Genomic DNA, 14509 nt, shown 5'->3' with positions numbered 1-14509 from the left:
CATCAGAGTAGGTGGTTATATTCTGGAAGCAGTTAGTGAATTTATAAAGATAATTGACATCCATTAAGACCTGAAGATTTTTAATATTATTCCTACATAATTACTCGTCTTTCTTCAGCAGCAAGAATCAGTGCTTGGGTATAAAACAAAACGATATCATTCAACATAATTAGTTGAAGTTTGACTATTTTTATATGCTACATGCTATTTATGTAGGTTAAAACTGGTCTAGCGTTTCGAGCTTGCTTGTGTATATCTTTTAAAAATTTTTAAGGTCTGTAATGAATGCAAAATTTAGATACTAATATGCTTATGTTTTATTTTTATTTATAAATGTCAGTAATAGATTGAGCTTTGATTAATTTAAAAAAATTCAGTTTTATTCATATAAACGAATAAAGATGTTTACTACCCAGATTAGACTATTTTAAATATAAACTTTTCTCGTAGTTTATTATTCAAATATCTTATTAATTTAGAGTGGTTGGTAAATACTAGCTAAATCATCTCAATTAAATGCGTAATTGAATCGTGTTTATGGGATTAATTCATCTTTTTTATCTATTAAACTAAGTTGTAATTAAAACGTTTTCCTCTAATTATCACAAATATAAATTCTAATAAATAACTTATACTTTAAAAATAAACTTAAATATCAATTAAAATTTAATTGATATGTATCAATAGATGTATTTTTTAAGCCAAAATATAGGTTTGATTTATAATATAATTAAATGTTAATATAAATTGCATTATATTTATATAGTGTTAACAAAGACCAACTTACAATTATAGATAGATTGATTTATGAATAAAATATATAAACTTATCTGGAATGCCAGAGAACATGCTTATGTGGTGACTTCAGAATTGGCTCGCAAAAGTGGAAAAGTTGTAGGAGTTAAAGTACTTACCTTGCTAGGTGCACTCGCATTAAGTGCAAATGTTGCTTCCGCAGCAGAAGACTTGGTAATTTCAGATAAAGATAAAGCCAACGGAAAAGATATTGTGTTTATTGGCAATATTGATTCGGATAATGGTATAGGCTCTCCAGCCCTCCCTTTTGAAGTCTTTAATTTGAAAGATGGCCAGAATATTAGAGTAGAACTTGAGAGAAAAGGGGATTTGGGTAGTATTTGGGGGTTGAATAACGGAACTGGAGAAACCACTGTTAATATAAAAGGAGATGTTATTTCTTCAGGAAATTTATTTTTTCCTTCTTCCGAGGATCCTGCTGAATCAACAGATGAAAATTTTCTATTTGATGATGCGGTTAGCATGACTAACTCTGAACAAGCAACTAATCTTACAGTCAATCAGGAAGAAAGCAGCATCATTAAAGCTAAAAACACCGGTATTATGGCATCTAATAATGGTACTGGTTCTACCAAAATTAATATTGCAGGAACAATAGCAGCAACAACAGCCGTCTACGCAGATAGTGGTGAAAAAACTCAAGATGTGACTATCACGCAGTCAGCTCCCAGTAAAATTGAAGGTTCAGTTAACGGAATTGTAGTAAATAATCAGGGTAAGGGAGCAACAAATATTGATATAGCCGGTAATGTAAGCTCAACTGGTAATGCAACCATTCCGGAAGATCCTGAAAATCCAGACAGTGAACGATATAATTCTGGTAGTGGTATTATTGCCATAAATAATAAAAACGCTACGGACCTGAATATAACTCAGTCTTCAGCCGCCAGTTTAATTCAAGGTGGAGCAACAGGAATTACGGCATCCAATTCAGGTGTTGGTTCTACCACGATTACTACTGCTGGCACGGTAATTGCTGATGGCATAGCAGAAAATGGTATTGGTATTGCCGCTTCCAATACTCAAACAGCCAAAGCAATCCATATAAACCAGACTTCAGGAAATATTAAAGGTAAAGAAAAAGGCATATCTGCAAGTAATTTCGGCCAAGGCAATACCGAAATCACTACTGCAGGAAATGTTACTGGTAATAAAGACGCCGGTATCGATGTTACTAATATGAACTTTGATTATCCTGATACTGAAACAAGAGCAGAAACCAAATCGAAGACCGATATCATTATTAATCAAACTGCCGGAAGCATTATTGGTGGTACAGATGGTATTACTGCTGTTAATGAAACTGGTGGAAAAGTTTCAGTGACTACAGCCGGTAAAGTAGAAGGTAAAACTGGAGCCGGAATTCAGGTTGTATCAGGTACAGCACCAGTTTCAGATATTGATGAAAGCGGTGAAGATACAAGTTCAGCATTTGCTTTAAATAAAAAAGTCGCAACAAAAGCCGGTGATGAAAATGGACAAGCATATTTAGGCGGTATCAATATTGTTCAGCAAAGTGGTGAAATCAAAGGTGTTGCTAGTGGTATAGATGCCAACAACTACGAATCGGGTGCGGTTAATATTCAGGTGAGTGGCAATGTGAGTGCAACAGGCACTCAATTTCAGGAAGCTGACAAACCAGAAACTGAATATGGTACTGGTATAGGTATTAATGTATTAAATGATGGAGAAAATACCACTGACCTAAATATAAGTCAGTTGGCGGAAAGCAGTAAAATTCTGGGCACAGCAGGCGGCATCAGTGCAAATAATTTTGGCATAGGTTCAACCTCCATCACCACAGTAGGAACAGTGATAGCTACTGGACCGGGAGAATATGGAAGTGGTATTTCTGCTTTCAATGGTGAAACGGCCAATGCCATCACTATTACCCAGACCAGAGGTGAGATTAAAGGAGACCAGAACGGAATATTGGCAACCAATACAGGCAAAGGTTCAACAGTAATTACAACTGCAGCAAATGTAACAGGAACCAAAGGCGCTGGTATTCAAGCAAACAATATAAACTGGAGTGACACGGGCGCTAAGACAGATATCAAAGTAGATCAAACTGCCGGAAATATTACTGGTGGTACAGACGGTATCACTGCTGTTAATGCAACTGGTGGCAATATTACAGTTGGTGTTGCCGGTAAGGTGACGGGGGGTAGTGGTGCAGGTATTGCTACTAATATTCCAAATGGTATTGTTTCTTATACAACCGAAAAAACTGCAGGGATTAGTAATATTACTCTGAACCGTGGTGCAGATGTTTCTGCCGTGTCAGGGGTAGCGATTATAGATGGTGATAATGATGCTAATGTTATTTTAAATGGTGGTGCTAAAGTTGCTGGCCAAATTAATCTTGGTAAAGGCAACGATACGCTTACTATCAATAATGGCTCAGATATTTCTGGAGTGACTGTGCTGGATGGTGGCAACGATAATGATACCGGGCCAGATAGCAGTACTGATAAACTGTATCTCAATACCAGTCTGCGTGGTTCTTCAGAATCTTCTCGAAATGGAGAGGTAGGCATTATAAACTGGGAAGATATTAATCTGGGAGAATCAGCTAAACTGACATTAACAGGCAATCTGAATACCCAAAACCTCAATATTGGTTCTGGATCCGAATTAAAGCTTGATAATGTTTCAAATAGTGCTACGGAAGATTCACCGCACGAAGTGGCCGTAAAAGGTAATGTTAAAAATTCCGGTAGCATTAATATGGTGAACGGTAATGGGGGTGACCGCCTCACTATTCAGGGTAACTATCACGGTAATAAAGGCAGTAAGCTGCTTATGGAAGTGACGCCAAAACAGAATCAGGCTGATAAATTACATATTACGGGAGATGCCACGGGTAGGACTGCGATTGATTTCACTGATGTAAGTGGGCTGGGAGCCAATACTGCCGGTACAAAAGGGGTTGAAATCGTTTCAGCAGATGGCAAAGCTGATGGTGAAGTGTTTACCTTGCTTCGTGATCATGTTGATGCGGGTGCTTATGAATACCGCCTGAAAAAAAGTGAAGATAATAAATGGAATTTGTTATCTGAAAAAATTCCTGATACTGGAAACAAAACAAAACCCAAAACTGCATATCGTAAGGAAGTACCATTATTAAGTGCTGTAGGGGCTCAGCTGCGTCAGGCTGATAGTCTGATGCTAGCGGATATGCATAAGCGGATTGGTGCGACACCTGCTCCAGATGAACGCAAGGCATGGGGCCGAGTGATTGCGAATCGCAGCGATATTCGTCAGAGCGGTGTAGCTGATGTTCGCAGTAAGGGTAATTACGCCGGTTTACAACTAGGCAGTGATGTTTGGACCAGTAATGGCCTGAGAGTTGGTGGCTATCTGGGCTATTTACACGGTAATCTGGATGTAGATGGTTTTGCCAGTGGAGTAGATGGCAAAGTTGGTAAAAACAGCACCAAGTCCTATTTCCTAGGCGCATATGGTAACTATACCCGAGATAGTGGAACCTATCTGGATGTAGTGCTGCAGGGCGCACGCCACAATGCTGATATCAAGCCGGATAATGCATCAAACAGTAAACAGAAAGGCCACGGTATCACGGCTTCTGTAGAAGTAGGCCAGCCATTTGCACTTGGCAGCAGTAGCTGGAAGTTCGAACCTCAGGCACAAATTATGCATCAATGGTTAGATCTGAATGATATTAATGTCAGTGGTAATACCAAAGTTAAACAGGATCATGACAATGCATGGTTATTCCGTTTGGGTGGACGTTTAGAAAGAAACTATCCGGTGAATAAAGGTGTACTGCGACCTTATGCGCGTTTAAATTTCTTCTATTCTCCTAATGGTGCAGATACCAGCAGTTTTGCAACTAAAGCTGCCTCTACAACATTGCGTACTGGTGCTTCTCATGCTAATACTGAAATGGCCATCGGAGGAAGCTATGAAATTACTGATAAAGTAAAAGCATATGGCGAAATCGGCCATACCTGGTCTAATGGTAATGATGCACATGTGAAGTCACCGGTTAATGGTTCAGTGGGACTGAGGGTAAACTGGTAACTATCATTGATTTAAGTACATGAAGTGAGTAGGACTGAATCGCAGATTGATTCAGTCCTTTTTCTATTCTATGATTTTTTTGATAATTTAATTAATAAAGTATCATAACAATATAGGCTTGAATAATACTACTGTTAAACAATATTTCTGGTAATTCAGGTTGATAATAATTTTTTAACACCTATACGGCATATATCGAAGGTAAGAATCCCGTTACTAATGAATTTATGCGATAAAGTTTAATTAAAATTAAGTATGAAGCTTTAAACGTCAATCAGTAAAGAAAATATAAAATTTACGATTCTTCTTCATCCCATTTTTGCAATAACTCGAGTGGTATGGCATTGATTACTTCGGAAAAGCGTTTACCCACCATGCGTTCTGCTTGACGCAGGAGGGGGATAGTAGGGCTGCTGGGCTCGTTGGCTTCAAACCAGTGACGTATATCCTCAATGCGCTGAAGGGCGTCATAACGGTCGGCAATAGCTACAGGCATCAGTTCTTGTAAAACATCATTTGTAAGGGATTCGTGATTAAGAGAAGAATCTACATCTTCTTTTATAATTTCAGGTGCGTTATCAATATGGGTGTTGTTTTGTTCTGGTAGGTTATTTTCTTCGGGTGTTTCTCTTTTGGGGGCAGATCGGTTCTCATTATCCTGAAAATAGCTCAATATTTTTTTCAGCGAACTAAAATCCGGTGCATTGAGTTTTAAATTCTCATCGGCCCATGTTTGCAATTTTTCTACAATTGGTAGCACTTCATCTAGTGCTATCAGCGCCGGTGTATTTCGCAGACGCAAATCAAGCAATTGCCGTCGTACGGAGTCTGGAGCCAGAGCATCAGCCGGACGGGGAATTGATAAAGAGCGCTCTACATCCCGAATTTGTAATCGCAATGCCGCATTACTAGACAGGACAATCCCGCGAATATCTGCCATAACACCTTGCGGGTCTGTCAGACCGGCAAGCGCATTACTGCGAACCAGTGCCGCATCCTCTTCATCACCATTTTCATCTGATTCAATCTGTGGATATATTTCCTGTGAATAAGTGGTGCAGGCCTCTTCAAGTAAACTTAATCCTTCAAGAAGACCTTTGGCTCCATTCAACTGGATTCTGCTGCGCAGAAAGATAATATAAATTCGGATGTCTTTAGTCCGTAGCAACAATCTTAGTGCATCGCGTTCAACTTCATTCCAGTTAATTCCTTCCGGTTTGTTAACGAAATCACCATATTGAGCTTCAGGTTGTTCGGTAGATTTAGAAAGTAACAGCAGAAATTCTGGGTCATATTCGAGATTACTGCCACATGGCTGTTCTGCAGAAACGGGAGCAAGCAAGTCTGCATATTGGTGTTTCTGTTTTATATTTTTATTGCTCATCTTTTTCTCACAACTGTCTGATGCTGGAATATTGTTCTGGTTCATACGTCATACCCGCCACTGGAAGATCATTCATAGACTGACCCAGCCAGGTAGTCCATCCTAAACGCTGGTCAGAACTCATTTGCGCTGGAGGGGCTGAACGCGGATTCAGTTGTAGTTGTATTTCCCACTCATATTCATATCCGATAAACGCCCTGACCCATTCGATTAAGCGTGGTAAGTCGCGTCCGTTAGGTAAAAAATGTAAGTAATTATCCAAATTCAATGGGCCAATAGTTAAGCGGAATTTATGCTGTCGATCTGGTACCATCTGTCCTACTAATGCGCCTTCTCCTATCACTGATGCGGGTCCGGGTATACCCAGACGGGTACGTTCTTCGGGCGCAACGGCAATCCAGTGTAATACGTATTCTTCAAGGGTAAAGGGTACGCCAAAATAATGAGACAGTGTTGATGTCATTCCATCTGGATTACGGGCTTCGCGCACTAAATGTGCTCCTGCCGCTAATCTGGGATGAGATGGCAAGGGGCTTTCAGCAAATTCTTCCAGGCTCTGACCACTAAGGCTGGCTATAAAAAAAGAAAATTCTTCAGCGTCCTGTCTATCCAGTCCACCGCCAGCAGACTGAGCGCTTTGCCACGCACTATAGAATTGGGTCAGGTAGCGATGGTGAAATAGATCAGCAAAATCTACTAATGTGCTGTCACGGTTACTGTCGCGTCGGCTCAGGGCAATTTCAGTATAATGCATCGGCAAAGGACCATTGGCTCCCCACAATCCCAATCCGAATAATTGAATACGAAATTTTCCTTCTGATGTTAAAGAAGTTGAAGCAATTTCGCGTGGAGCAAAAATCAGTGATGGTGATTGTCCCAGCCGATACGGTTCTTGCTGTGGTCGTACAGCATCACCTATTGGTAGCTGAAGCGGATATTGAGCACCAAAAAAACGCATCAGACTTAAATACCCATAACGCCATGGCTTCTCGCTAGCCTTATGCAGAATGTCTTGCCATTTTTTTTTATCTGTATTGGGCGAACTGTCCATCTCTTTCATTAGATTGCACCCCTACCGCCCATCCGTACCGGCCAAAGCGCAATCTGACCACGCTGGATACTATGCAAAGCAGTTTGTGTGAACGTATTGATGGCAACATGACGCGATAAGTAGTGCTCCATTACTAATCCAAACAGATAAGGACTAATGCCGGAAAATCCGTCTTCGTCAATTGTCAGCTCGCATTTGACACCTCTTCCGTATACCAAAGGACCTGCACCAGGTAAACGTCGGGTTACTGGTTCAGTTTTGACTCCTATCAAACTTTGTATTTGGCGCAGTTGTGGGCTGTCATGTGTTGGTACAAACAGTCTTAGCATATCCCGTAATGCCTGACCCCCTGGGCGATGAGCCATATCAGACAATGGTAAATAATTGAAAGACAGTTGCCTTATAAGACGCCATGCCAGCTCCCGTTCTGCAAATGGCGCCAGCGGTGGGCGTGGTGCACGGATGAGTCCGATACTTTCAACTGGTACGGAATCATCAATGGAAAGATCATCAATACCATTGCGTGGAACCAATGTTGCCAGATCACGATTGGTTAACCATGCGGTAGCCGAAAGATAACGCAGATATTCAGGATAAGGTGCTTCATTCTGGTCTACCAAAGACAGAAAAATTTCTGTCCCAATATAACTAGTACGGGTACCATATTTTCGGGCATTGTCGGATAGTTTGCGTTGTTCACGACGTAGGGAGAAATATCGGCCGTAATTACCTTCGTCGTTATTAAGAGAGTTATAAAGCGGGCGAAAATTTAGTTCTTCTGTAGTCTGTGGTTTCAGTCCGTGGACAGTTTCAATTGTATAAATTTCATAATCAAGTGGCCGAGATCTGTCCGCAACCAGATGTAACTCAGTGCGGGCTGTATCCAGTTCTATCCTGTCTGTACGTTTACGGAAAAGATTAATTAGTGGTGTACAAAACAAAGCAAATTGTTCTGTACTGGTTTGATTAATTAGCCAGCTATCCGGAATGCGATCCAGCAGAATGATAATTTCAGCTACATTAGCATTGATTTTGCTCAGACCATTGGATAGACCTGTCGGTGTAAAAAAATAAAACCGTTCTGGACAGCTAAAATATTCATGCAACAAATTATGTCCATGGAAAACATCCCATGTAAGCGGTAGTAACCCTTCTCCCGGTTCCAACCCTTCATGCACGACCGCATTTTTTACATTAATGTCTAATGCTCCCGTGAAACTTCCCGGATAACCGGCTACCGTTGCAACGGCACTGGTATGCAATAATTCAAACAGATGAGATGCAATTCTGTCTTCACCACACAGATAAATAGGTAAGCGATCCAAACCTTTAATCTGATTAAAGTTGATTTCACCAAATGTGCGTAAGGTCAGACGTAAGGCACCGGTTACTTTAGTGTGAGCCGGCAGATAACGGTTGAGCATCGGCATGTCAGGCGGTGCCCCGGTTAATCTGGCTTCAATGATCTGGATTGGCCATAATGTAACTTCCTGACTATTGCGAAATTCACAAACTGTGTTTTCTCCTACTGGAATACCGGCACGAAAAGTAGAATGTCTGGGTACCTTAAATCCTTGGTGGAAATCACCTTCCGAATGGCTGGGATGAAGCTGTGCTACCGCCATTGATGGGGTGGGTGTGACATAATTCGGATAAATGACTTCCAGCAGACGTTGGGTAAATCGCGGAAATTCAGCGTCTATTTTTAATTGTGTGCGTGCTGTGAGAAAACAGAAAGCCTCTATCATCCTTTCTACATAGGGATCCGCTATTTCAATACCCTGCATACCCAGACGTTTTGCAATTTTGGGGTGTTGCCGCGAAAACTCAGCGGCCATTTCACGCATGAAAGTGAGTTCTTTGTTGTAATAGTCTAGTAATAACGGATCCATGATTTTTCTATCAGATAATACTTATTCTGTTGGTTTCAAGATCAAATGCACTTTGGACAACAAATGAAGTAGGGTATGGTTCAGTGAGAATGCGTCCGCGTATTTCAAATAATAAGACATTGTAATTTAATTTGGATTCATCTTTCATTAATGGAGCAACACCTAATGAAGAAGTCTCCAATCTTGGTTCAAAACGCAGAATTGCACGCCGAATAGCTTTCTCAATATCAATCCATTTGTGCTCATGCATATATTGACCAGCAATAGGAGGCACGCCATAGTTGACTACAGAAGCAGCTACCTGTGGATACAAACGTAAATCAATCTCATCTTCCAGATTAGTGGTATTGAGTAGATACATCAGATCTCGCTGAACTATTGCCCGTAACCGTTCAGAAGAAACTGTATAATTCTCAGATGTTTCAGTCTTACGAGTGGGTGCATCATCCCGTAGGCGATCAAACAATGTAGGTAAGAGATGAGTCTTCGGGCGTAAAGGGGGGAATTGTTCAGCCATTTATTACCCTTTATCAGTCACAAATTCACATGAAGTGATGTCAAGAATGCCGATATCTCCGTGATCTGTTTGCCATGTTTTTTGCCCTAAAGCCCTTACAGAGGTTTCCCCATGCTCCTTCCAGATAGTTTCACGGCATAACATCAGCGATTCACTTTCTGATTCCGAACCACAGCAGCGACCAAGCAGAAACGCGTGATGTTCTGAACCATCTGTAAGTGTTATTAAGGCGGGTTTCCAAATTAAATCCAGAATAGAGTGGGGACGTGTGGAAGAAACAGAGCTGATCTGTTCGAATGGAAGCCATGTATAGATACTACCGATTACGAGCTCAATGGTTGGACCAAGCCATGTATCACTATCTGCAATCCATGAGAATTTACCACCTGGGTCGATAGTACCGGAAACATCTTTAGCTGAACCCAATGCTGCTTCTCTCATTTCATCCGCTTTTGTCTCATTGTCAGTCTGATTTAAAGCAATTGCATCAAGTAACAAATCTACCCATTCGGGTTGTTGCTGGATGAATCCCGGACGTTTTTGACCAGAAAAACACTCCTTGCGATATATTTCACATGCAATTAATCCTCGGAAAGCTTGGGCCTGTTGTTCAAAATCAGATTGCATCTGAGCACATGCTTGTAATTGCTTCAGCGCCCGCTGCCAGTCTCCCTTCAGACAAAGTAATTGAAATAACAACCAACGCTGAACATGGTCTGTAGGTTTAGTTTTGATTTGTTGTTCAGTTTCCTGTATGACATCAGTCAGAGATCGGTTGGCTATCCATGCTTGCAGCGTAGAAAAATGTTCATCATTTCGGTGTGTCTTGCTCATCCTTAAAATCCTTTTGGTGACTGTCAGCAAATTGTGACATGCGATAATGACTGTCTACGCTAACGGCATGATGCTCTTTTCTGGTTAATGTGGGTGGCATATGTGCATGACTATTCTGCTGTTGCCAGCCCGGAGCGAATAAATGCAAAATTTCGGGTATTTCTTCTGTTTTGAACAGCTCAGCTTCTCTGAGGCTGTCAAGGCCGTTAAAGACATCATCAATGTTTAGTGGCCCAGAAACAATGTCCTGTAAGGTCATTAACGGGTCCAAATTGCCTGAGAGATCGGTTAGATTAACAGTGGATGCAGAACTACTGACATCATTTTTTAGTAATCTTTCCTGCCAGAAATGCTCATTTACTGATAGCTGTGGTGTGTCAAGTGCCTGACGATATTCGTGTAATAAATCCAGAAAAATGGCCTCAGCAGGAGATTCTTCTAATGTCGAATCTTTTGTCTGATATTCAGTACTTTCCAATAGTTCATAAGGCAGGCTTGGCATCACCAGACTGAATGGATTTTCATCTTTCTGCTGAGAAAGCAAATGTGAGTCAAACCATTTTAAATCTAATGGCATAATTTTGTAATCGGCATTGTTTTTGTTGAGTGTTTCAGTTTCGATCTCTGAAGTAAACTGTTGAGCGGGATTAATTTGCCAGATTGATAATCCCCATTCAAAAATATCGCCATCATGCAAAAGACACCAATTATCTGATGCAATCGGCATTCCATTTACTGCGCAGTGAACATTTTGAGAAAGGTTAAGTAGTTGCCAGCCGCTTGCTGACTGACGAATACTTAATGCTAGATTTTCTGTTGCAGGTGATTCTGTTTGAATACTATAAATCGAGGTTTCGGAAAAAAATGCAAATTTTTTTATTTCATAAACCTGACCAACTTTAATTCCACGGCAGTAATCAAGACTTAATAGAAGTGAATTTTCCATAACGTCTTTCAGGTAGTAATTGTTTGTTCTCTGCTAGACCTGAGACCATGAGTTAACTTTCTACAAAAGCTATTGGTAATCTCTGCACTAATATTTATTAATAATATTGTATTTCTGTATAAATGTGTTAAGCAATATTACAGTAATTCGGGATGTATGCATGAATTATCCTTGTTTATAAAAACAAAATCAAGAATTATTCTTGCATCCTTAAGTTTTACATGTTAAATTTTAAATTAACTTCATAATGTTTAAGAAATGTTATAATTTTAATGAAATTTTAGGTATGTTGTTTGTTTTCTCCTTTTAAAAACAAAATAAAGGATACTGGTAAACAAATATGGACATTTCCCGCCAAGCTCTATTTGGTAAACTTAATACAACACTGTTCCGCTCTATTGAATCGGCTACAACATTTTGTAAATTACGTGGAAATCCTTATGTTGAGCTCGTACATTGGGTACACCAGCTCATGCAGGAAAATGATGGCGATGTTATTCGAATACTGCGGCATTATGAAGCGGATATCGCCAAAATTGAGCAGGATATTTCACGTAACCTGCTTTTGCTGCCATCTGGAGCAAGTTCAATCAGTGATTTTTCCCACCATATAGATTTAGCAATTGAGCGGGCGTGGGTTTACGCTACTCTCACGTTTAAAGATTATAAAATTCGAGGAGCTTGGTTATTTGCCGCTTTGGTACTGACGCCTGAATTGCGTCGTGTATTGACAGGAGTTTCTGGCGAATTTACCAAAATTCCTCAGGAAGAATTAGCAGAATCATTACCTGAAATAATTAAGCAGTCCCCTGAATCTCAGGATCGTCCTTACGATGATGCTGGCTATGCAGCTGCCATTCCTGGTGAAGCCAGTCAGTCGTTAATGGATAATAGTCAAGATAGTAAATCTGCTCTGGCAAGATATTGTACAGACCTGACAGAAGAAGCAAAACAGGGTCGGATAGATCCAGTTATCGGTCGTGAGCATGAAATACGCACCATGATAGATATTTTGTTGCGCCGTCGTCAGAATAATCCTTTATTAACGGGAGAAGCCGGTGTAGGCAAAACCGCTGTAGTAGAAGGATTTGCTTTGGCTATTGCCCACGGGGAAGTGCCACCGAGTCTTTCAGAAGTAAGATTATTGTCCTTAGATGTGGGTGCATTACTGGCTGGTGCCAGTATGAAGGGTGAATTTGAATCACGTTTAAAATCAGTATTGGAAGAGGCTAGCCATTCAGCAAACCCAATCATAATATTTGTTGACGAAGTCCACACTCTGGTGGGCGCAGGAGGAACTTCTGGTACCGGTGATGCAGCAAATCTGCTAAAACCTGCTCTGGCAAGGGGTACTTTACGTACCATTGGTGCTACAACATGGAGTGAATATAAACGGCATATTGAAAAGGATCCAGCTCTAACGCGCCGGTTTCAGGTTTTACAAGTAGCCGAACCGGAAGAAGCTGCGGCCATTAATATGGTCCGCGGTCTGGTTTCAACATTTGAAAACCATCATGGCGTAATTGTGATGGATGAGGCAGTGAGAGCTGCAGTTAAATTATCCCATCGTTATATTCCATCACGCCAATTGCCAGACAAAGCCATTAGCCTTCTGGATACAGCGTGTGCAAGGGTTGGTCTGTCGTTGCACACGCCACCCAGTACCGTGCAATACCTGCGTCAGCAGCTAAGCGCTGCACAAACTGAACTGGATCTATTAAGTAAACAACAACGTATTGGTTTGTTTACAGGGGAGTTGACTGAAGTAGAACTGCGTATAGAAGCACTTTCAGTTGAGCTGGAAACCGAAGAAGCACGTTGGCAACAGGAGCTGCAAGCTGTAGATAAATTAATAGCTGCACGTGCATGCTGTCAGAACAATGATGATAAGGCTCTTTTGGAGCAACTGTCAGAAATTGAAACAGCTTTACGAGCGTTACAAGGTGATGTCCCAGTAGTTTTTCCAGAAGTTAGCGAAAGCGTTGTGGCTGCAATTGTCTCTGACTGGACTGGTATTCCGGTTGGTAGGATGGTCAAGGATGAGGTGGGAGCCGTACTGAATCTTTCTGTTAATCTGGCGCAGCGTGTAGTGGGGCAGGATGATGCGCTTGACCAGATCGGAGAACGTATCCAGACCGCACGCTGTGGTTTAACAGATCCTAATAAGCCGGTTGGCGTCTTTTTGCTGGTAGGCCCTTCTGGTGTTGGTAAAACCGAAACGGCGCTGGCACTCTCTGAAGCCATGTACGGTGGTGAGCAAAACCTGATCACCATCAATATGAGTGAGTTTCAGGAAGCGCACACTGTCTCTACTCTTAAAGGTGCACCTCCAGGCTATGTTGGCTATGGTGAAGGTGGCGTCCTTACCGAAGCGGTACGTCGACGGCCATATAGTGTGGTATTGCTGGATGAGATAGAAAAAGCCCATCGCGATGTACATGAAATTTTTTATCAAGTCTTTGATAAAGGCATGATGGAGGATGGCGAGGGCTTAAATATTGACTTTAAAAACACCGTCATTCTGATGACCAGTAACGTAGGCTCTGATCTGGTTTCTCAATTATATGATGACCCAGCACTCGCCCCGGATTGGTCAACGCTGAAAGAAGTGCTGATGCCGGAGTTACGTAAACATTTTCCGGCAGCATTTATTGGTCGGCTAACCATTATTCCTTATTTGCCATTAGCAGATGAAGCACTGAGCAGTATTGCTCGCCTGCACCTCAACCGTATCGTACTAAGAATGCGTGAACAGCACGGTATTGCATTAAATTATGACGAGGCATTGGTAGAGCATATTGTACAGCACTGCCCTATGCATGAAACAGGTGCTAGATTACTCATCGGATATATCGAACAGCATATTTTGCCAGCTCTTTCACGCTACTGGCTTCAGGCTTTAACAGAAAAAAAAGCTGTGGAATCTATCAATATAAGTATTGACCCTAGCCATACTGAAAATCCAATTATTTTTTCGGTTGTACCTGTCTAGTCAAACATCGTAAAGCAGTAACCTTAATGA

The 14509-nt window shown here is 41.2% G+C and carries 8 protein-coding genes; 2 read left to right on the top strand and 6 right to left on the bottom strand.

What is annotated here, in order from left to right:
* Positions 1-807: 807 nt before the first annotated feature.
* On the top strand, positions 808-4863 hold the full coding sequence (locus J3U67_RS06750; protein ID WP_267404448.1) for an autotransporter outer membrane beta-barrel domain-containing protein: 4056 nt from the start codon (positions 808-810) through the stop codon (positions 4861-4863).
* A gap of 295 nt (positions 4864-5158) precedes the next feature.
* Here J3U67_RS06750 and J3U67_RS06745 read toward each other — a convergent pair whose 3' ends face one another.
* From J3U67_RS06745 to tagK, 6 genes are read right to left on the bottom strand one after another with little or no spacing between them, the layout of a single operon-like run.
* Positions 5159-6292, bottom strand: coding sequence for an ImpA family type VI secretion system protein (locus tag J3U67_RS06745; RefSeq protein WP_267404445.1), 1134 nt, complete (start codon positions 6290-6292; stop codon positions 5159-5161).
* Positions 6255-7307, bottom strand: coding sequence for a type VI secretion system baseplate subunit TssG (gene tssG, locus J3U67_RS06740; protein ID WP_267404442.1), 1053 nt, complete (start codon positions 7305-7307; stop codon positions 6255-6257). The genes J3U67_RS06745 and tssG overlap by 38 nt, the downstream gene beginning before the upstream one ends.
* Complete coding sequence (gene tssF / locus J3U67_RS06735) at positions 7307-9190, bottom strand: type VI secretion system baseplate subunit TssF (RefSeq protein WP_267404438.1); 1884 nt, start codon at positions 9188-9190, stop codon at positions 7307-7309. The genes tssG and tssF overlap by 1 nt, the downstream gene beginning before the upstream one ends.
* A 10-nt stretch (positions 9191-9200) precedes the next feature.
* On the bottom strand, positions 9201-9707 hold the full coding sequence (gene tssE, locus J3U67_RS06730) for a type VI secretion system baseplate subunit TssE (RefSeq protein WP_267404435.1): 507 nt from the start codon (positions 9705-9707) through the stop codon (positions 9201-9203).
* 3 nt (positions 9708-9710) lie between these two features.
* Complete coding sequence (locus J3U67_RS06725) at positions 9711-10541, bottom strand: type VI secretion system accessory protein TagJ (protein WP_267404432.1); 831 nt, start codon at positions 10539-10541, stop codon at positions 9711-9713.
* Positions 10519-11487, bottom strand: coding sequence for a type VI secretion system-associated protein TagK (gene tagK / locus J3U67_RS06720; protein WP_267404430.1), 969 nt, complete (start codon positions 11485-11487; stop codon positions 10519-10521). Before tagK ends, J3U67_RS06725 begins: the two co-directional genes overlap by 23 nt.
* Positions 11488-11827: 340 nt before the next feature.
* On the opposite strand from tagK, the gene tssH reads away from it, so the two are divergent.
* Positions 11828-14479 carry a type VI secretion system ATPase TssH gene (gene tssH, locus J3U67_RS06715; protein ID WP_267404428.1) on the top strand — a complete coding sequence of 884 codons (2652 nt, stop codon included), beginning with the start codon at positions 11828-11830 and terminating at the stop codon, positions 14477-14479.
* Positions 14480-14509: the final 30 nt, after the last annotated feature.

The sequence above is a fragment of the Snodgrassella sp. B3837 genome, assembly GCF_026535955.1.
GTDB classification, from domain to species: Bacteria; Pseudomonadota; Gammaproteobacteria; order Burkholderiales; family Neisseriaceae; genus Snodgrassella; species Snodgrassella alvi_E.
This window is presented reverse-complemented; position numbering and strand designations above follow the sequence as displayed.